The following is a 21390-nucleotide window of genomic DNA, read 5'->3' on the forward strand; positions in this document are numbered from 1 at the left end:
CAGATCGCACGATCACCGTAGCCCGAACGGCCCAGGACGACACAAGTTTGAAGACGACCATCACACGATCGAGTTAAACCGCCCTCGTGCACGCTCCCCAACGAGCAGCTGGCAACCCGTACCCCTACGACGACCCGTAGGACCGTAGGACCCGTAGGACCGTAGGACCTGACTCGTACGCCGCGTAAGCCCTTGAGGCACTACGCGGCGTTCGTCATGGGCGAGGCGGGGGCGAGGCGTGGAACCGCTGTACCGGGGACGAGGCGCAGTCCCCGGCCCCCGCCCGGCCCCGGCCCCCGCCCCGTCCCCTACGACCGATACGGGTTGTAAGCGGGATACGGCGACACCCCATGCACCGCCGGGTACGGGTAAGCCGACCCGTACCCCCCGTACCCCGGCCCGGCGTACCCGGAGTACCCCGCATAACCCGCGTGGCCCCCAGGTCCCCCGTACCCGTACCCCGGCGCCCCCTCCCGCGCCGCATACCCCAGCGCGGGCCGAGCCAGCTCCCGGCGGCGCCACAGCTCGAACAGCAACTGCCGCTCCCGGAGCGCGAAGTCGCCCCCGGCCCGCCCCCGCAGCCCTCGATTCCGTAGAAACGCCAGCTTCGTCGCGTACGTCTCGTACTCCGCGACGGACCGGGCGCCCGCCTTGCCGAAGTGGTGCGCGGCGTACTCCCGGGCCACTCGCCGAGCCCGCATCGACCCGAGGACGTACGGCTCCGGCGGAGTGAGCCACCCGGCGGCGGCGTAGGCGGGCAGCGCCTCCCGCACGGTCCGCAACTCGCGCTGCCGGGTCCAGATCACGAGCCACGTCAGCAGCCCGAAGGCGGGCACCATGAACGCCGCGTACACCCCGAAGAAGCCGTACTCCCCGAAGGTCGCCGACCCGTTCCAGATCGCGTGCATGCCCATGGCGAGCAGCAGCCCGCCCACGGGTACGAGCACGCGTCGCACCCGGTGCCGCTGCGCGGAGAACGCGGCGAAGCCGAAGCCCAGGCCGGTCAGCACGGTGAACAGGGGGTGCGCGAACGGCGACATGATCACGCGTACGAAGAAGGTCGCCGCGGTGACGGACGCCAGCCCGGTGCCCCCGCTGAGCTGATCCGTCCCGAAGGCGGTGCCCAGATACAGAATGTTCTCGGTGAACGCGAACCCGGTGGCGGTGAAGCCGGCGATCACCACCCCGTCCACGATCCCGGTGAAGTCCCGTCTGCGGAACAGGAACACGAGCAGGACGGCCGCGGCCTTGGCGATCTCCTCCACCACGGGCGCTATGACCGTGGCCCCCAGGGTGTCGGCGTGTGTCGGATCGGCGGTGGTGGTGGCTATCCACCGGGTCGCGAAGCTGTTCGCCACGATGGCTATGAGTGCCGCCGCGCACGCCCCCCAGGCGAACGAGAACACCAGGTTCTTCCAGGGCCCCGGCTCCACTTGGTCCAGCCACCGGAACGCGGCCATGAGCAACGGCACGGGCAGTACGGCGAGCCCGAGCCCGACCAGGAACCCCTCCGTGCCGGTCTGTTCGCGCACCAGCGCGAGGATGACGAGCCCGGAGACCCCGAGCAGCCCGATGAGCGCCCCGTATCTGACGCTCTTCCGCCGCCACCAGCGCTTGGGCCTGAACACATACCCACCGGTGGGGCCGCTGGGGTGCGTCGCGTAGGGGGGACTGGTGGCCATTGCATTGACCCTAACGAGGGATGGGCGCTGCCCGCGACGGTGCGTGGTGCGGCCCGCCGGACCGTGAACGAAGGCCGGCAGGCAAACCGCCAGACAGACCGTCAGGCACTGGTGGGGGGTTGTTCGGACTCCTGCTCCTGCGGATCCGGATCCGGATCCTGTTGCTCCTGCTCACGCTGCTGTACGCGGCGGAAGAGCAGATCGTTCACCACATGACCCTTGTCCAGTCCCTGCCCCTCGAAACGGGTCAGCGGCCGGAAGCCGGGACGTGGCGCGAACCCGCCGTCGGCGCAGGTGTTCTCGAACTCGGGGTCGGCGGTCAGCACTTCCAGCATCTGCTCGGCGTACGGCTCCCAGTCCGTCGCGCAGTGCACGATCGCCCCCGCCCTGAGCCGCGACGCCGCGAGCGTGAGGAACTCCGGCTGGATCAGCCGCCGCTTGTGGTGCCGCTTCTTCGGCCAGGGGTCGGGGAAGTAGACGCGCAGCCCGTCCAGCGAGCCGGGCGCGAGCATCTCCCGCAGCAGGATGATCGCGTCCCCGTTGGCGACCCGGATGTTGGACAGCCCGTCCAGGTCCGCGAGATTCAGCAGGTTCCCCTGGCCGGGGGTGTGCACATCCACCGCCAGCACATTGGTCCCGGGATCGGCCGCGGCCATCCGCGCCGTCGCCTCGCCCATCCCGAACCCGATCTCCAGCACCACGGGCCGGTCGTCGCCGAACAGCTCGACGAGGTCCAGCGCCCGCCCGTCGATGTCCAGCCCCCACTTGGGCCACAGCCGCCGCAACGCGTCCGCCTGCCCGGCCGTCACCCGACTCCGCCGAGGCTGAAAACTCCTGATCCGCCGCTCGAAGTGCGACCCGGCAGGATCCGGCTTGGGCCCCTCAGGGAAGCGCGGCTCACCCTTGGCCCGGGCATGCTGAACGGAGGCACCGGGGGTGCGGGGCTCGGGCGTATCGGCGGAGTCAGACACAGTGAGACCGATTTTACGGGGCCCTGAACCTTCCATCCGGCCCGCCCGGCGTTCGAGGACGAGGACGAGGCCGAGGGCCGATGGTGGGACGCGGGATGCGCAGGGTGGGACGCGGGACGCGCAGGGGCGGCGGGGGCGAACCCCCTCACGCGGACTCAAACCCGAGCCAACGCCCCCAACGCCCGCCTCCCCACCTCCCGCCCGATCGGCAGCGAGGCGGTAGCCGCAGGCGAGGGCGCGTTCAGCACATGCACCGTCCGCATCCCCTCCCGGATCAGGAAGTCGTCCACGAGCGTCCCGTCCCGCAGCACGGCCTGCGCCCTCACCCCCGCCGCCGCGGGCACGAGGTCCCCTTCCGAAACCCCCGGCAGCAGCCTCCGCACCGCTCCCGTGAACGCCCTCTTCGACACCGACCGCCGAAGCTCCCCCGCCCCGTACCGCCAGTGCCGCCGGGCTATCCGCCAGGACCCCGGCCACGCCAGGGTCGCCCCCAGCTCCCGCACCCGTACGGTCCCCCACCCATACCCCTCGCGGGCCAGCGCGGGCACGGCGTTCGGCCCGATGTGCACGCCTCCGTCGATCCCCCGGGTCAGATGCACCCCGAGGAACGGAAACGCCGGATCGGGCACGGGATACACGAGCCCCCGGACCATCTCGGGCCGCGCCAGCTCGTAGTACTCCCCCCGGAACGGCACGATCCGCATCCCGGGGTCGTCCCCGGCCTTCCGGGCCACCTCGTCGCAGTGCAGCCCGGCGCAGTTCACCAGCACCCGCCCGCGTACGACGTCGCCGCCCCGGATGCGCACGGCGACGCCGAGCGAGGCCCGCCGGTCGATCCGCTCGACCTCAGCGCCGTACCGGATCTCGGCGCCGGACGCCCGCGCGAGCTGCCGGGCGACCCCCACGAAGTCGCAGATCCCGGTGGTCCCGACGTGTATGGCCGCAAGCCCGCGAACCTCCGGCTCGTACTCGGCGATCTGGGCGGGCCCCAGCTCCCGCACGGGAATCCCGTTCTCCCGGCCGCGCTGCACGAGGGCGTGCAGCCGGGGCAGCTCCGACCGCTCGGTGGCGACGATCAGCTTTCCGGTGACGGCGTGGTCGACGCCGTACTCGGCGCAGAACTTGACCATCTCGCCGGCGCCCCTGACCGCGTACCGGGCCTTCAGCGACCCCGGCCGGTAGTAGATCCCGCTGTGGATGACCCCGCTGTTGCGCCCCGTCTGGTGCCGGGCCGGGCCGGGCTCCTTCTCCAGCACGGTCACGCGCGTACCCGGCGCCACCCGCGTGATCGCATACGCCGTCGACAGCCCGACGATCCCACCGCCGACCACGAGCACATCACAGTCGTACGCGCCCTGCCTCCGCACGCGCCCCACCTCCCGACTCCGATAGTGCACTGCACCACTGACAATGCCCTCAAACCCGGAAGACGTCTGCATGACGCCGGTCACGCGCGCCCCTTCAGGGGCGCGGCGAACTGTGCGAGCAACCACAACGCACCCGCAGCCGCAAAAACCTCACAAACCCGGCAGGCGAGTAGGCGCCCGAAAACCTACGCGGGTGTCATCAAAAGAGGACGAGCCCTCTCCCGCAACTCAATGACCCGCGGCTCATCCCCATACGGCTCCAGCCGATGCAGCAGATCCTTCACATACTCGGTCGTGCGGGCCGAGGAGATGCGCCCCGCGACCTCCACCGCCCGCACCCCCTGCTCGCACGCCGCGTCGAGGTTGCCGGATTCCAGCTCGGCGACCGCCGACACGACGAGCCGCAGCCCGTGCGAGCGTACGAACTCCTCCGTCGGCCGCGACAGCGCCTGCTCGGTGAAGCGGCGCACCTGACGCGGCGCCTTGAGGTCGCGGTAGCACTCCGCGGCGTCCGCGGCGAACCGGTCGTAGCCGTAGAACCCGAGCCAGGTCGGATCGTGGTCGCCGTCGCGGGCCCGCTCCAGCCACCCCTCGGCGGCCTTGAGGGCGGCGCCGGCCGCCACCGCGTCACCCGCGCGCGCGTGGGCACGCGCTTCGACGAGCCGGAAGAAGCTCATCGTGCGGGCGGTGGCAAGGCCCCGGTTGCGTTCGAGTGCGGCCTGCGCGAGATCGACGCCCTCGTCGCCGAAGCCCCGATAGGTCGCCTGGAGGGACATGGTCGCCAGGACATAGCCCCCCAGTGGCACGTCCGCCGCCGCGCGCGCGAGCCGTAGCGCCTGGATGTAGTACCGCTGCGCGGCTTCCTGTTGACCCGTGTCAAAAGCCATCCAGCCTGCGAGGCGGGTGAGTTCCGCGGACGCTCCGAACAGCGCGCGGCCCACCTCGTCGGAGTACGACCCCAGCAGCAGCGGCGCGGCCTCCACGCGGAGGCACTCCGGCACCATCGAGGAACGCCAGTCGCCGCCCCCGTACTTGGAGTCCCAGCGCCTGGCGTCCTCGGCGGCCTCCCGCAGCTTCCGCACATCGCTGTGGCCGACTTTCAGCGGCGACCCGGAGCCCTCGGCGGAGCCCGCCTCGCGCGCCACCGAGCTGTCGGCCGGGGTTATCAGCCATCGTGAGGCGGGCGTCGCATATGCGCTCACCGCGAACGATCCGGCGAGGGACTGCCAGATGCCACCGGTGCCGGCGCGGCGGCCGGCGAGGTCGAGGCGGTACAGCTCCGTCGCCGCGCGCACCGCCTGTCCGACGTCACGAGGGAAGGCGAGGCCCACTTCGGGGGCGGGATCCGCGTCCGCCAGGCCGATCTCGTGGAGCGGCACAGGGCGGCCGAGCTTCTGGCCGATGGCGGCGGCGATGAGATGTGGCGCGGCGCCCTGGGGAACCATGCCTTTGGAGACCCACCGCGCCACCGAGGTCTTGTCGTAGCGAAGAGTCAACCCGCGTTGAGCGCCAAGATCGTTGACGCGACGCGCGAGTCCTGCGTTGCTGATTCCCGCGAGGGCGAGAACGGCGCCGAGCTTTTCGTTCGGCCCGCGTTGCTCCCTGGACATGCGCCACCCCTCGAACAGACGGCTGCCGCGGCGGCATAGGCACGCGGCATTCGTAAACCCAGCGTAGTTCGCCGCATCCCAAGCGTTAAGGGGCACAAATCCGTATGGCGGGATTGTGGTCCGTACGAAAGTACGGGCAGAGCACGCACTGTTGCGACGTGCTCCCGCTGTGTGGCCGTGCGCCCGTCCATGCGCTCTTCTCCGGCCACCGCGGGAGCGGTTCCATGGCTGTGCGTGGGTCGGCCCGCTGTACTGGATCCAGTGGGCTGGGGGACACCGCCGCCTACATCCCCGCGGGCGGCGGACCGGTCCGGGAGGCGAACTCCGCCTCCCGGACTGTGCGTTGACGCTGAGTCGCCATCGGGGGTGGTACAGAGCTTCGGTGAACTCTGCCCCACAAAGCCGATTTGGCCGAAAATCGACGGTGGTCGTGGAGGGTGAATACCGCTCCGACCACGTCTCTTGAGGGCGCGTTAGGTGTTTTGGGGGAGCGTACCGGGGGCGCATTCACGTCGTAGACCTGGGGTCCTCCCTTGGTCCTCCTTTGTCGACCACCCACTTCACGGGGCGTCCGAAGGATGTGACGGGGGAGCGCTCAAGGCTCCCCAGGGGCGCACTCGCCGGTGTGCAAGCAGCCTCACACGCCCTCCGACAAGCCTCCTTCGTGGCAGCATGGGTGCCGTTCGTACGGTGCACCTGGTTGTCCACGCTCTGTGGAGGCGTCGATGCGGTGGTTGGTGGGATGGAGCAGTACCGCCGCTGGCGCTTCCGCCATCGGCTCCGCCGGCTCGGCCGGCGCCACCGGACACGACGGCGAGACCGTGCATCCGGTGGGCTCCCAACTCCTGTGGGGCGACCCCGATCCCCTGTGGGCCGTCGGCGACTGGCGCCCCGACGAGGTGCGCGTCGTGCAGGCCGACGAGCAGACGAAGATCGCCGTCCTCGGCATCTGCGGCGCCTCCGACGAGCAGCTGCGCGTGGGCCTGTTCGCCGCCCGCGGCGGCGCCCTGCGCCATCTCACCGCCTGGCCCGGCAGCTACACCGCCGTCGTCCGGGTCGGCCGCCGGGTCACCGTCTGCGGCGACCTCGCGGGCGCGCGCCCGGTCTTCTACACCCCCTGGTCGGGCGGCACGGCCTTCGCGACGGCCGCCCTGCCCCTCGCCGACCTCATCGAGGCCAACCTCGACTTCGGGCACCTGGCCGCCCTGCTGGCCGCCCCCGACGTGCCGGACGCCCTCCACGACTCGACGCCGTACGACGGCGTGCGCCGCATTCCGCCGGGGCACACACTGATCCTGCGCGCCGGTGCCCGTGAGATCGCCGGCTACGAACCGGTCGCGTCCATCGCCGTCGCCGCCCCCTCCGCCGACCCGACCAGCGCGGTGGACGCCGTACGCGACGCCCTGGTGGAAGCCGTACGGGTCCGCCTGGCCGCCCCCCGGCACGTCCCCGACGTCGACCCCGGCCCGGTCCCCGGCATGGGTCCGGCGGAGCGCCGCGCCGCACGCGGCATGCCGGTCCCCGGCATCGGCGCCGACCTCTCCGGCGGACCCGCCTCGGGCACCCTGGCCCTGCTGGCCGCGGGCCTGCCCGGCGCCCCCGGCACGGTCCTCGGCCACGGCACGGGCGCCGGCGAACGCCTCCTGGCCGTCACCTTCAACGACCTCGCCACCTCCGGCCGCGAATCCGAACTGCAACGCGCCGGCACCCTCGCCGCCAACCCCCGTCTGCACCACGTAGTCGTGACGGGCGGCGAGGAAGTACTCCCGTACGCGGACCTGGAAGGCCCCCTGACCGACGAGCCGGGCCCCTCCCTCGTCATCGCCGCCCGCCACCGCGCCCGCCTCGCCGCCGGCAGCGCGGACCACTTCACCGGCTACGGCGCCCGCCAGGTCCTGGACGCCCACCCGGCCCGCCTCGCCGACCTCCTCATGGACCGCAAACGCCGCCACCTGGTCCGCCCGGTCGCCGCCCTCGCCAAGGCGGACGGCTCGGTGATGGTCCCCGCGCGCGTGTACGGCGCCGCGCGGAAACTGGCCCGCACCCCCTACCGGGCCGGCGTCGAAGTCCTCGCCGACCGCCTCATGCAACGCCGCTTCGAGGAGCCCGGAGGCGCGGTCGGTGCCTCCCTCGCCGCCCTCAACTGGGCCAGACCGGGCCCCGCCGCCCGCTGGCTGACCGGGGAGGCCTTGGCCGAAGTATCGATTCGCCTCGGGGCGCTGACCGGCCGCCCGACCGTCGGCCCCGGCCAACGCCCCGGCGACTTCCGGGCCCGCGCCGCCCTGGCCCGCCACGCCGCCGACCTCCGCGTCCTCGAACAGGCCGCCGAGATCCGCTCCCAGCGCCTGCACGCCCCCTTCCTCGACAACCAGGTCGTACGCGCCTGCCGCGCCCTCCCCGAGGCCCTCCGCGTCCAGCCCGGCGCCCGCGCCGCCATCCTCCGTACGGTCCTGGAGGGCGCCGGCGTCGCCGACCTCCCACCCGGCTGGGGCGCCCCCTCCCACGCCACCTCCACCGCCGCCGCCCGCACCGGCCTCCGCGTGGCCGCCGACACCCTGATCACCCTCTTCGACACCCCCCTCCTGGCCCAGGCGGGCCTGGTAGAGGCCCGAGTGGTCCGCAAAGCCCTCCGCGCCGCCGCCGAGGGCGAGCCCCTCCCCCTCGACGGCCTCGCCGACCTCGTCTCCCTGGAACTCTGGCTACGCCGCCTGCTCTCCCGCCGAGGCACCTGCTGGACAGGCACACCGGCAAGACAACGAGCGGTACCGGCAGGCATCAAGCCACAGAGGGGCGCGCTGGGGGCAGGGGCGAGAAGGTCGTAGAGCATTGGGGGAACCGTGTGGCTTTTAAGGGGCGCGGGGAATCGCGCGAGAAGCCCCACGGACCGGCAGCCGAAATACGGGGTAGAAGGGGCGCAGCCCCTGGAGGATGGGACGGGTAGGGGCGGCGGGGGCGAAAAATCCCCACCCGCCACAGCGAACGACGCAAGAATGCCCCCGTGCGGTACGCCATCCTGGGACCAACCCGAGCCGAGAACGACCACGGCACCCCCATCCCCCTCCCCGGCCCCCGCCTACGCGCACTCCTCACCGCCCTCGCCCTACGCCCGAACCACCCCGTCCCCACCCCCACCCTCATCACCGAGGTCTGGCCGGACACCCCACCCACAGACGCCCCCGCCGCCCTCCAGGCCCTCATCGCCCGCCTACGCAAGGCACTCGGCCCCCACACCATCACCTCGGAACCCGGCGCCTACCGCCTTGCCACCACCCCCACCACCGTGGACCTCTTCACCTTCGAACACCTGGTCCACGACGCGAAGACCGCCCTGGCCCACGAGGATCCCGCCACCGCCGCCGCCACCCTCCGTCAAGCCCTGGCCCTCTGGCGCGGCCCCGCCCTGGCCGACCTCCCCGACCGAACCGCCGCCACGCGCCCCGAGGCCCTGCGCACGGAGGCCCTCCGCACCCGCATCGAGGCGGACCTACGCCTCGGCCAAGCCTCCGAGGTCGTACCGGAACTCCGAGAACTGGCCGAGACCCACCCCCACGACGAACCGCTGCACGCCCTGCTCATCCGCGCCCTGCACGAAACGGGCCGCACAGCCGAGGCCCTGACGGCCTACGAGGGGATACGCCGGACCCTGCGCGATTCCCTGGGCACCGACCCGGGCCACACCCTGCGCACCCTCCACCGAACCCTCCTGACCCCCACCCCACCCGCACCCCCGCCCCCGGCCGGCAGACCCCCCGCCCCCGTCTCCGCCCCCACCCGAACCGGCAACCTCCGCCCCCGCCTGACCTCCTTCGTCGGCCGCGAACCCGAGCTGGAAGCGATCCGCGCCGACCTGCGCACCTCCCGCCTGGTCACCCTCACCGGACCCGGCGGCTCCGGAAAGACCCGCCTGGCCGAGGAGGCCGCCACGGCCCACCCCCAGGCCTGGCTGGCCGAACTGGCCCCGCTGGACCGCCCGGAAGCGGTACCGGGCGCGGTCGTCAGCGCCCTGGGCCTGCGCGACACGGCGCTGATCACCCACGAAAAGCTGCTGCACGAAAAGCTGCTGCACGAAAAGCTGCTGCACGAAAAGCTGCTCCAGGAAAAACGGCTCACCCACGAAAACCCGCTCACCCACGAGCCGCCGACCCCACAGCACACCCCGCTCGCCCTCCTCATAGAACACTGCGCCCAGCGCCACGACCTGCTCCTGATCCTCGACAACTGCGAACACGTCATCGACGCCGCCGCAGAACTGGCCGAGGCCCTCCTCACCCACTGCCCCGGCCTCACGATCCTCGCCACCAGCCGCGAACCCCTGGGCGTCCCCGGCGAGTCCGTACGCCCGGTCGAACCCCTCCCCCCGGCCCCCGCACACCGCCTCCTCGCGGAGCGCGCCGCCTCCGCCCGCCCCGACGCGGACCCGGTCCTGCGGGCCGACCCCGAGGCCGTGGCCGAGATCTGCCACCGCCTCGACGGCCTCCCCCTGGCCATCGAACTGGCCGCCGCCCGCCTGCGCCTGCTCACCCCGCGCCAGATCGCCGACCGCCTCGACGATCGCTTCCGCCTCTTCACCTCCGGAAGCCGTACGGCCCTGCCCCGTCAGCAGACCCTGCGTGCCGTCGTCGACTGGTCCTGGGACCTCCTGGACGAGCCCGAGCGCACGGTTCTCCGCGAGGTGTCGGTCTTCGCCGGCGGCTGGGACCTGGAGGCGGCGGAGGCGGTCTGTGCGGGCCCGGGACCGACGGCCGGAATCCTCGGCGCCCTCGTCGACAAGTCCTTGATCATCGCCACCCCGTACGAGCACGACGCCCGCGTCATGCGCTACCGCATGCTGGAGACGATCCACGAGTACGCCACCGAACGCGCCGCCGAGACCCCGGCCCTGCGCACGGCCGCCGAACTCCGCCACCGCACCTGGATCCTCACCCTCCTCGACCGGGCCGAGCCCCGTCTCCGCTCCGCAGGCCAACTCCCCTGGATCCACCGCCTGGAGACCGACCTCGACAACATCCGAGCCGCCCTCCACCGCACCCTCGCCGCCGCCGACGAACCCACCGCCACCCGCCTCGCCCTCGCCACGGGCTGGTTCTGGTGGCTCCGCAACTTCCGCCACGAGGGCGCCGACTGGGTGGACCGCATCCTCACCCTGACGACCAGGCTGGACAGGGAGCGGACCGAAGGCGAACGCCAAGGCGAAGCCAGTGCCGAGACCGGTGCCGAGACCGGTGCCCAGACCGGTGCCCAGACCGGTGCCCAGACCGGTGCCCAGACCGGTGCCGAGACCGGTGCCCAGACCGGTGCCCAGACCGGTGCCCAGACCGGTGCCGAGACCGGTGCCCAGACCGGTCCCGAGACCTGTGCCGGGGCCAGTGCCGAGACCGACGACCACATCGCCGCCTTCCTCACCGACCCCGCCCCCTCCCAGCACCCCCGCCACAGCCACCGCACAGCCCTGCGCCTCCTCCACCTCGCCCTGATCGCGGAGTCCGGCCCCGTCGGCGTACCGCACGACCCGAGGGCCCGCGACTACGTGGCGCGCCTGAGACAGGAGTCCGGCCACACCGGCCCGGCCGCCGCCCGCTTCCCCGGCCTGCTCTGGCCCCTGACCGCGTACTTCCTGGAGGGCGCCGCCGCGGTGGACATCCGCGAAATGATGGACGAGGCGGTCAACAACTGCCGCGAACACGGCGGAGACTGGGAACTCGGCTTCACCCTGATGCTCCGCACCCACATGCTCGTCGACTCGGCCGGCAACATGCGGGGCGTGGCGGACGGCCTCGCCGAACTGCGCGCGATCGCCGACCGGGTGGGCGACCGCTGGATGAGAGCCCAGGTCCGCAGCGCGGCCGGCGAGGCGGCGATGGCCCGCGGACGTTTCACACAGGCCAAGGGGGAGTACGAGGAGGCGCTGCGCCTCTCGTACGAGGTCGGCGCGTACACCGAGTCACCGTTCCTGATCGCCCGCCTCGGCGAGATCGCCTACCGCATGGGCCACCGCGAGGCCGCCCTGGCCGCACTGGACGAGGCGACGACCGCGGCCGACCGTTTCGGCGCGCCGGACTCCCGGTCGTTCGTCTGCCTCCTGCGCGCCCACATGGCGTTCGTCGACGGGGAGACCACCCACGCCCGCGAACAGTGGGAGCTGGCCCGGGAGGAGACTCGCTGGGGAACACCACCGCCCCAGTTCAGGGCCTTCCTGGATCTGGTCGACGGCCTGCTCACGACCGCCGAGTCGGGCCCCGGACCCGGCCTGCGCAAACTGGCCGACGCCCTGCGCACCGCCGTGGACAACCGCTGCGCCGAGACGGTGACGGCCGCCATGGCCGACAGCGCGGCGACCGTACTGTCCGGCCTCGGCGACCACCCGTGCGCGGCACGCCTCCTCGCCGCCGGAACCAGCTGGCGCGGTGACCATCCCCGCCCGCTCCCGCTCCCCGACCGGCACGACGCCGAGCGCGCCGAGGCGGCCGCCCTCGCCGCCCTGGGCCCCGCCCGCTACGAGGCCGAGCACACGACGGGCACGGCCTACACCCCGACGGACGCCTTGGCCGACCTGAGCAGGGCCCTGAACTCTCACTCGCAGACGAACCCGGACTCCGCCCAGTCCGCCAGCGCCGCCGGGTCATAGTGGCTGTGCGGCTCGACGACCAGCCGTACCGTCTCCCGCCCGCCGAGGTCCACCCGGACCGGCACCGCCGGCTCCCCGCCCCGCACCGGCCCGGACCTCCACAGCCGCACCCCGTCGCCGTAGACGGAGAAGTAGACCTCGCCGAAGCCGAGCGTCATGTCGTCGACGCCGACGAGCGCGGTGTACGAGCCGCACCGGCGGTTGAGATCGATGGCCACGGAGGAGTGACCGTGCACGGTCACCCCGTTCGCGTGCTGCTTCCCGGCGATCGACACCCCGTACCGCTGCCAGACCCAACTGCTCTCGCCGAGCCGCATCTCGGGCTCGGTGCCGTCGCCGAGGGCTCCGTACCGCAGCTCGTTCCACTGGTAGACCGCCGGGGGAGGGGGCGTCGAAGTCGGCGTGGGCGAGGGAGTCGGCGTGGGCGAGGGAGTCGGGGTGGGCGTGGGAGTCGGGGTGGGCGTGGGTGTGGGCTCCGGAGCCGGTGTCGGCTTCACGGACGGAGCCGACGCCACGGACCGCGACGGCGAAGGTGTCGGCGACGGCCGGGACACGGGCACCACCACTACCGGCGCCACACCCGGTGCGGGCGCCCGCTGCGGTGTCCTCGACGGCTCGGGCTCCGGCTCGGGCTCCGGCTCGGGCGGCACCTCGACGGCTCGCGAGGCGGACGGCCCGGCCGACGGCTCCTCGCTCTTCACGTCATCGCCGGCCAGCGCGAGCGCCACCGCGGCGGCGACCATCCCGGCCACACTCACCGCGATCCCGACCCTCGCCGGCGCGCCGAGCCCCTCGGCGGCGGCCCCGCCGCCCGCACCCGCGCTCCCGGAACCACCGCTCGCCGCGGCCGCCGCCCCCGCGGCCGCACCGGCCCCCGCGCCACCGGCGACGAGCGCGGCCACCTTCGCGTACCCGGCGGCACCGAACCACCCGATGACCGCGATCGGTACGACGGCCGGAATCCCGCTCGCGACGTCCTTGATCTGCCCGGCGGCCAGCCGGCACGCCGCGCACTCCTCCAGATGGGCGCGCAGTCCCCGCTCGGCCCGCGTACGCAGTCTCCCCCGGGCGTACGCACCGAGCCGGTCGGCGTAACGCCCGCACTCCGCCGAGTCGCCCGCGAGGGTGGCGCTCACATGGGCCTGCAGATACGCCTGTTTGAGCCCCTCCCGGGCCCGACTGGCGAGCACCCGGGTCCCGTTGGCGTCCAGCCCGAAAAGCATCGCCACCTCGCTCGGCGACTCGTCCTCGACCTCCGTGTGCCACAGCACGGCCTGCCACCGCTCCGGCAGTGACCGGAACGCCCGCATCGCCATCGACTGCTCGGCCTCGTGCATCGCCCGCACATCCGCCCCGAGGTCCAGCGTGGCGGTGTCCAACACCTCGGCCCTGCGCGACGCCCGCGCCGCGAACACCGCGAAGTCGTCGACCAGCTGCTCCCGCTTCGCGGAACTCGTCCACGTCGCCGCCACCCGCCGCACGGACGTCAGCAGATAAGCCCGTACGGCATGCTCCGGCCCGGAGCCGCCCCGTACCGCCTGCAGCATCCGGGCGAAGACCTCGGCCGTCAGATCGTCCGCCGTGTACGCGTCCCGGCAACAGGTCCGCGCATACCGGCGCACCGCCTCCGCATGACGCCGGTACAGCTCCTCGTACGCCGAGTCCTCGCCCGCCCGCATCCACTCGATCAGATCGGCGTCGGAAGGCTCCCGAGGAGGAGGCGGCAGCACCCCGGACCCGAACAGATCCCACTGCGCCGGCACCTGAGGCTCCGACTCGTCCCGCCCGTCACCACTCATCGCGGAAGCCCCCACCACCGGCCGACCCAGTCCCCAACACCGGGTCAGAGTGCCATATTGGCTTTTGTTCAGCCCCCGGCAGTACGGGCATACCACTCGTCCGAGGGTTCCCCCCAGACCTGAGTACGGCGGTTCACCCAAACGAGTACGCACGCTGAGGGGCCGCAGCCCGCTCAGGGGCGCGGGGAACTGCGCGATCAACCACGACGATCCCGCACCCGCCAACGCACAGAACCCCCTCGAGCTACAAGGCGCTCAGGGGGTCGGAGGGGCAAAGCCCCTGGGGGATGGGAACGGGTAGGGGCGGCGGGGGCGACAAACCCCACACCACCCCCACCCCAAGCTCACTGAACCGAGCTCACTCGCCCACCATCACGCCGGCCGAGACCGCAGCCCCTCCAGCAAGATGTCCAACAACCGAGCCGAAGCCGCAGCCTGCTGCGCCGCATCCGGCAGGGAGGGCGCCCCGGTGGCGATCACCAACAACACATCAGCCACGGTCACATCCCCCCGCAGCTCACCCGCCGCCCGAGCCCGCTCCACCAACTGCCCCACGACCTCGAGCAGCGCGGAAGCCCCGGCATCATCCGCCGGTCCACCCACGCCCCCAACGGCCCCCGAGGCACCAGGCGCCCCAGAATCCGCCGAGACCAACCGCAGCTCCGTAGCCGGCTGAGCCCGCTGCTGCGGCACCCGCGCCTCGTCCACACCGAAGCCACCGACACCGACCCCGCCGACACCGGCACCGTCGGCCCCGTCCTCGGCGACCCCCACCCGCAGCACCTGCGGCGGCAACAGCCGCCCGGCGCCCGAGGCCACCGACGTCCGCAGGAAGCGGGACAGCGCCGACCAGGGGTCCTCCTCCTGCCCGAGCGCGAGCCTGGCCTGCTCGGTGAGCCGGGACGTCTCCTCCTCGGCTATCCGCCGGACCAGGACGTCCTTGCTCGGGAAGCGCCGGTACACCGTGCCGACGCCGACCCGGGCGCGGCGGGCGACGTCCTCCATGGGCGCGCCGTACCCCAGCTCGCCGAAGACCTCGCGAGCCGCGCGCAGTACGTGTTCGAGGTTGCGCTGTGCGTCCACGCGGAGCGGAGTCGACCGCCCTCCGTCCCCGCGTCCGTTGCCGACCGCCGCGCCGATCGCACCACCGGGTGCGAGCGTGGACGCGGACGACCAATGAGAGTCCTGAATATGCATACGTGTTCCCCCGGTAATGACGTCTCCCCCCGGAGACTCTCCCCGTCATCGGAAGCCGGAGCGGCGAAACGAGCGTCCAAGGTTCTCGACGATCCCCGGTCCTTTCACCGGAGAGCCGGTGCCCGAGCCGCCCCGCCCGTCGCGGACCCACTCGACACACCCGAACCCGCCATCCGAACCCGGATACCGGACCCGACCGAACCTCTTGAACGCATCCCCCCTACACCCCGTCGACACACGAACATAGTTGAGAGGGAGTCAATTCAGAAGGGGCACGTTCCGCACGGAGCGCCGCCCGATCGGAGTACGGGCGGTTTACGTCTGGTTTGCGCCCCCTCCTGCCACCCGGCTCACACCATCTGACCTGCGCACCTGCCGCACGCGCCGGTAAATCGGCCAACCCCGCGCGCCCATTGCGACCGGTCACACAAATTGCCGGGCCTGTGGACAAACCAACGAGAGAGGTGCGTCATGGGATGGTGAAGGAACCGATGCGCATCCTCATCGTCGGCGGCGGATATGTCGGGCTGTACAGCGCGCTGCGCCTGCAACGACAGCTGAAACCGGAACTAGGACGCGGTGACGTCGAGATCGTCGTCGTGTCCCCCGACCCGTACATGACGTATCAACCCTTCCTTCCGGAAGCCGCCGCCGGCTCCATCTCGCCCCGCCACGTCGTCGTACCCCTGCGCCGCGTCCTCGACCGGTGCAAGATCGTCGTCGGCGAGGTCACCACGATCAACCACGCCAAACGCATCGCGACCCTCGCGACCCTCGCCACCGAGGAGGGCGCGGCCGCTGAGCAGCTGACGTACGACGAACTGGTCCTCGCCCCCGGCTCCATCGCGCGCACCCTCCCGATCCCCGGGCTCGCGGACCACGCCATCGGCTTCAAGACCGTGGAAGAGGCCATCGGCCTGCGCAACCACGTCATCGAACAGATGGACATCGCCTCCTCCACCCGCGACCCCGCGATCCGCGACGCCGCCCTGACCTTCGTCTTCGTGGGCGGCGGCTACGCCGGAGTGGAGGCGCTCGGCGAGCTGGAGGACATGGCCCGCTACACCGCGCGGTACTACCACAACGTCAAGCCCGAGGACATGAAGTGGATCCTCGTGGAGGCCTCCGACCGCATCCTCCCGGAGGTCGGCGAGGAGATGGGCCGCTACACGGTCACCGAGCTGCGCCGCCGCAACATCGACGTACGCCTCCACACCCGCCTCGACTCGTGCGTCGACCGCGTCGCCGTCCTCAGCGACGGCGCCCGCTTCCCGACCCGTACGGTCGTCTGGACGGCCGGTGTGAAACCGCACCCCATCCTCGCCGCCACCGACCTTCCCCTGAACGAGCGCGGGCGCCTGAAGTGCACCGCCGAGCTGTCCGTGGAGGGCGTCGCGCACGCCTGGGCCGCGGGCGACGCGGCCGCCGTCCCCGACGTCACCGTGGCCGAACCCGGCAAGGAGACCGCCCCCAACGCCCAGCACGCCGTACGCCAGGCCCGGACCCTCGGCGACAACATCGTCCACACCCTGCGCGGCGAGCCGCTGGAGACGTACTCGCACAAATACGTGGGCTCGGTCGCCTCGCTGGGACTGCACCAGGGCGTCGCACATGTCTACGGGCGGAAGCTGAAGGGCTACCCTGCCTGGTTCATGCACCGCGTCTACCATCTGAGCCGAGTGCCGACCTTCAACCGCAAGGCCCGGGTACTCGCCGAGTGGACCCTCTCCGGGCTCTTCAAGCGGGAGATCGTGTCACTCGGATCACTCGAACATCCCCGTGCGGAGTTCGAACTCGCGGCCGGTGGAAAGGCTCCTGAGGACCCGAAGGGGTCGTCCTGACCGGATCCAGGAACTCCACCGTTCAGGCCGACGTCTGACGGATGTCGGTCCGGTCGGCCAGACTGGTCCGCGACGTGATCCACGACCCCGGGCAAGGCCACCCCCTTGCCCACACCACACCCACGACCAGGCATCCCCCACCGCCGCACCCGGGGCCATCCCCCGGGCCGCCGGCCGGATCCGGAGCCGGCCACAGACAACAACACGAGGCACGAGGCAAGGATTCGGTGAACTTCACGCGCTGGAGCGCCCGGCTCCCCGGTACGCAGCGCCGCGCCGCAGCGCGGACCGAACACACCGTCACCCCGGACCGGCGGGGCGAAGGCTCCGTGCCCGCGGCCCGCGCCGAACGGCAGACCGACGACCCACCGGACGACACACCGACCGTGCCCGCCGTCGACGATCTCCCGACCCGCGAGATCCTCGACCGCATCCCGGCCCTCGTCGCCCTCGTGCACGGCCCCGACCACCGCACGGCGTACGTCAACGACGCCTATGCCGCGGCCTTCGGCACCCGACCGCTCGGCGAACCCGCCCGCGAGGCCCTGCCCGAGCTGGAGGCCCTCGGCCTCCTCCCGCTCCTCGACCAGGTCCTGCGCAGCGCCAGACCCCGCACGGTCAAGTCCCGCAAGGCCCCCAGCGGCCGCTCCTACACGATCACCTGCACCCCCGTCGACGTACCGGGCGACGACCGGCACAGCGACGGCGGCGTACTGATCTTCGCCGCCGACGTCACCGACCTCGCCGAGGCCGCCGACCGCCTCCGTGCCAGCGAGCGCCGCCAGCGCGAGACCGCCGTCACCCTCCAGCGCTCCCTCCTCCCCCAGGAGCTGGAAGAGCCCGACGACCTGCGCATCGCCGCCGTCTACCACCCCGGCGGCACCGAAACCGCCGTCGGCGGCGACTGGTACGACGTCATCACCCTCGGCGGCGGCCGCACCGCTCTGGTCATCGGCGACGTCATGGGCCGAGGCGTACGAGCGGCGGCCGTCATGGGCCAGCTCCGCACGGCGGTCCGCGCCTACGCCCGCCTGGACCTCCCCCCGCACGAGGTGCTCCAGCTGCTCGACGGCCTCGCCATGGAGATCGACGCCAACCAGATCGCCACCTGCGTCTACGCCGTCCACGACCCCAACGAGGGCCGCCTGGTCTACGCCTCCGCCGGCCACCTCCCGATCCTCGTCCGCGACGAGAGCGGCACCGTCCTGCGCGCCGACGAGCCCACCGGCCCCCCGCTAGGCACGGGCGGCTGGATGCACGCCTCGGGCTCGGTCCCCCTCGGCCCCGGCTCCACGGCCGTCCTCTACACGGACGGCCTGGTGGAACGCCGCACCGAAGACCTCGACGAGGGAATCGCGGCCCTGGAGAGGGCCCTGGCCGGCGCCACCGGCACGCCCCAGGTGGTCTGCGACCGCCTGGTCCGCTCGACGGGCGTCACCGCCGACCACGACGACGACGTGGCCGTCCTCGTCCTCCAGCACCCCGCCCGCACGGGCCCCGACAGCGAACTCTTCCGCAACGCGGCACTGGAGCTGCTGGGCGGCGTGGAAGCGGCCCCCCGAGCCCGGGCCTTCGCCTCCGGCGTCCTGACGAGCTGGCGCTTCCCTCCGGAACTCCACGACCTGGGCGTCCTGGCGGCCAGCGAACTCGTCGCCAATTCCCTACAACACGGCATCCCACCCATGCGGCTACGCCTGCGCCGCACAGACCGCCGCCTCATCGTCGAGGTGACCGACGGCAACGACCACCTCCCCCGCCGCCGCCGAGCCGACCCCGGCGACGAGTCCGGCCGAGGCATCGCCATCATCGCCACCATCGCCTCCAACTGGGGCAGCCGCCGAGCCCCCGGCGGCGGCAAGTCGGTCTGGTGCGAGTTCGCCCTACCTCGCCGAACGACATGACGAGTGGACCCTTTTAAGGGGCGCGGGGAACGGCGCGACAAGCCCCCACGGACCCGCAGCCGAAATAACGGGGGGCCGGGGGTAGAAGGGCCGCAGCCCCTGGGGATGGGAACGGGTAGGGGCGGCGGGGGCGAAAAGGATCAGGCCCGCACCCCAGCGGGCTCAGAAGACACCCCACCCCGAGCCACCACCCGACTAACCACCCCCGGCTGATCCTGAACCACCGTGAGCCCCCGCCCCAACCGAACCGCCAGCACCACGATCCCAAGAGAAAACCCCAGAAATACCACCACATACGCCGCATGCAACGACGCCCCCATAGGCCCACCCACCGCCGGCCCCACAGCCAACGCAAGCTGCTTGACCAGCGCGAACGCGGAGTTGTACTGCCCAGCCATCCCCTCAGGCGCAAGATCGGCCACGAGCGGAGCAACAGTCGGAGACAACATCGCCTCCCCCAGCCCGAACAACGAGTACGTGCATACGAACGCTGCCGTGGCCATGCTCTGACTCACCTGCCCAAGCCCCGCGAACCCGGCCACCCCCCAGGCCACGGCCCAGACGATCCCCACACCCGCGATCACCCGAGACCGCCGACGCCGCTCCACGAACCGCAGCACGGCGAACTGCGCGACCACGATCACCGCGGTGTTGGCCGCCAGCGCCGTACCGAGCGCGGACGTCGATAGCCCGGCCGCCTCCACCCCGTACGCACTGAGCCCCGACTCGAACTGCCCGTAACAGGCGAAGAACAGCACGAACCCCAGCACACACAGCTGCACCATGGCTCGGTTCCCGAGCAACTGCTTCCAGCTCCCCTTGGCCGCCCCAGCCGGGACGCCCTCGACCTTCGGCGCCCGAGGTCTCCGCACGGTCGCCATCACACCGACGAGCAGCAGGAACATCACCGCCTGTATGGAGAACAGCAGGGTGAAGGACCCCGCGCGGTCGGCATCGACGAGGTGCCCGCCTATCAGTCCGCCGACCCCGAGCCCGAGGTTCTGCAGAAAGAACTGCGTGGCGAAGGCCCGCGACCGGTTCTCCGTACTCGAACAGTCGACGATCATCGTCGCGAGCGCCGGCTGCATCACGGCCTGCCCGGCCCCGAGCGCCGCCGCGGACAGCAGCACGGTCGTCGCACCGGCCGCCAGCCCCAGGCTCAGCGACCCGACAGCAGCGGTGACCAGGGCGCCGAGCAGCACCGGCAGCGGACCGCGCCGCACTATGGCGCGCCCGGCGAACGGCAACACCACCAGCGCGGCCACAGCGAAGACCGCGAGCACCAGCCCCGCCGTCATCGCCCCGAGATCCCGTACCTGCGCCACATAGACGTACAGATACGGGACGGTGAAGCCGAGTCCGAACGCACCGAGCGCGTTGCTCACATGAATCCGACGCATCGCTGCGCCCAACCCCCTGGTCAAGTTCACCTGCCTAGGTAAGGGAAGCCGTCCAGCTCAAGCGTTAATACTGAAGACTTCGAAGCTAAAACTTAGAACCTAAACAGTACACTCCGAAGGACTTCGATGCCAAGCGTCGGCGTGCCATACTGCGCCCATGGGCGACACCCCAAGCACCTCCGGCGGCGCCGAGCCGGCACTCGAAGAGCAGATCGCCGCCTACCAGCGCGAGTTCCAGGACCTCGACCCCCAGGTCGAGAAGATCGTCTCGGCGCTCTCTCGTCTCAACCGTCGTATGAACGTCGCCTACGGCCGCCAGACCTCGGCGCTCGGCATCAGCAACGCCGAGTGGGAGGTCCTCAAGGCCCTCGTCCTCTCCGGCGCCCCGTACCGCATGGGCCCGAGCGAACTCGCGAAGCGGCTCGGCCTCACCCCGGCCGCCATGACCCACCGCATCGACCGCATGGTCGCCGAGGGTCTGGTGACGAGGGAGCGCGACGAGACCAACCGCGTCCGCGTCATCGTCGAGCTCACTCCCGAGGGTCGCGGGAAGTGGCTGGAGGCCATGCGCCTCGCCACGGTCTTCGAGGAAGACCTCCTCCAGGACCTCTCTCCCCTGGAACGGATGGTCCTGGGCGAGGTCCTGACCCGCCTCCTCCGCCGCGTCGAGCACGCCCAGCCGGACGCCGGCGGCCGACTCACGGACCTGGACTGAGGTCGTACGCTTGAGGGTGCCCGGGGTTTGACCACGGGCCACCATGGGGAGGCTTGACAGTCCACCCCGCGATGCGTAAAGTTCTTCGGGTTGCCACGGAGCCGTAACGGTTCTGCGGTAGCACCTCCGCCGCTCAAGCGGCATACAAACCAACCAGCACGATCTCCCAACCGGGATGAATTCGGCGCGCCCGAATTCAATTCGATTTGGGTTCGACAGCCCCGATTGGGAACTGCCGAGCAGATCCGCTAAGGTTTGGAACGTCGGAACGGCCCAACAGCT

The 21390-nt window shown here is 71.9% G+C and carries 12 protein-coding genes; 5 read left to right on the forward strand and 7 right to left on the reverse strand.

The window, feature by feature from the left end:
* Window positions 1-308: 308 nt before the first annotated feature.
* The 4 genes from I8N67_RS37560 to I8N67_RS37575 form a co-directional block, all read right to left on the reverse strand.
* Window positions 309-1682: a PrsW family intramembrane metalloprotease gene (locus tag I8N67_RS37560; protein ID WP_200308774.1), complete on the reverse strand. Its 1374-nt coding sequence runs from the start codon at window positions 1680-1682 to the stop codon at window positions 309-311.
* A 101-nt stretch (window positions 1683-1783) separates the two neighbouring features.
* The gene (trmB, locus tag I8N67_RS37565) at window positions 1784-2653 is read right to left on the reverse strand and encodes a tRNA (guanosine(46)-N7)-methyltransferase TrmB (RefSeq protein ID WP_200308775.1); all 870 of its coding nucleotides are present in this window, start codon (window positions 2651-2653) and stop codon (window positions 1784-1786) included.
* 155 nt (window positions 2654-2808) lie between these two features.
* Window positions 2809-4020 (reverse strand): L-2-hydroxyglutarate dehydrogenase, encoded by a 1212-nt coding sequence (lhgD, locus tag I8N67_RS37570; protein WP_307835487.1) that lies wholly within the window; start codon window positions 4018-4020, stop codon window positions 2809-2811.
* Window positions 4021-4205: 185 nt separating this feature from the next.
* Window positions 4206-5630: an NsdA family TPR-like regulatory protein gene (locus tag I8N67_RS37575; RefSeq protein WP_152169929.1), complete on the reverse strand. Its 1425-nt coding sequence runs from the start codon at window positions 5628-5630 to the stop codon at window positions 4206-4208.
* Between the two features lie 725 nt (window positions 5631-6355).
* Here I8N67_RS37575 and I8N67_RS37580 point away from each other — a divergent pair.
* Window positions 6356-8452: an asparagine synthase-related protein gene (locus tag I8N67_RS37580; protein ID WP_200308777.1), complete on the forward strand. Its 2097-nt coding sequence runs from the start codon at window positions 6356-6358 to the stop codon at window positions 8450-8452.
* Between the two features lie 176 nt (window positions 8453-8628).
* On the forward strand, window positions 8629-12255 hold the full coding sequence (locus I8N67_RS37585; protein WP_200308778.1) for an ATP-binding protein: 3627 nt from the start codon (window positions 8629-8631) through the stop codon (window positions 12253-12255).
* Here I8N67_RS37585 and I8N67_RS37590 read toward each other — a convergent pair.
* On the reverse strand, window positions 12201-14054 hold the full coding sequence (locus I8N67_RS37590) for a sigma-70 family RNA polymerase sigma factor (protein WP_200308779.1): 1854 nt from the start codon (window positions 14052-14054) through the stop codon (window positions 12201-12203). The two genes, I8N67_RS37585 and I8N67_RS37590, sit on opposite strands and share 55 nt — an antisense overlap.
* A 372-nt stretch (window positions 14055-14426) precedes the next feature.
* Window positions 14427-15251 (reverse strand): TetR/AcrR family transcriptional regulator, encoded by an 825-nt coding sequence (locus I8N67_RS37595; protein ID WP_200308780.1) that lies wholly within the window; start codon window positions 15249-15251, stop codon window positions 14427-14429.
* Between the two features lie 476 nt (window positions 15252-15727).
* On the opposite strand from I8N67_RS37595, the gene I8N67_RS37600 reads away from it, so the two are divergent.
* On the forward strand, window positions 15728-17092 hold the full coding sequence (locus tag I8N67_RS37600) for an NAD(P)/FAD-dependent oxidoreductase (RefSeq protein ID WP_200308781.1): 1365 nt from the start codon (window positions 15728-15730) through the stop codon (window positions 17090-17092).
* A 227-nt stretch (window positions 17093-17319) separates the two neighbouring features.
* Complete coding sequence (locus I8N67_RS37605) at window positions 17320-18993, forward strand: ATP-binding SpoIIE family protein phosphatase (protein WP_200308782.1); 1674 nt, start codon at window positions 17320-17322, stop codon at window positions 18991-18993.
* A gap of 140 nt (window positions 18994-19133) precedes the next feature.
* Here the strand turns inward: I8N67_RS37605 and I8N67_RS37610 are convergent, their stop codons facing one another.
* Entirely contained in the window at window positions 19134-20393 is a 1260-nt protein-coding gene (locus I8N67_RS37610) for an MFS transporter (protein WP_234046917.1), read from the reverse strand.
* Between the two features lie 157 nt (window positions 20394-20550).
* Here I8N67_RS37610 and I8N67_RS37615 point away from each other — a divergent pair, with 157 nt between their 5' ends.
* Window positions 20551-21108, forward strand: a complete 558-nt coding sequence (locus tag I8N67_RS37615) for a MarR family winged helix-turn-helix transcriptional regulator (RefSeq protein ID WP_200308783.1) — start codon at window positions 20551-20553, stop codon at window positions 21106-21108.
* Window positions 21109-21390: the final 282 nt, after the last annotated feature.

This window comes from Streptomyces adelaidensis (genome assembly GCF_016598475.1).
Taxonomy (GTDB): Bacteria; Actinomycetota; Actinomycetes; order Streptomycetales; family Streptomycetaceae; genus Streptomyces; species Streptomyces adelaidensis.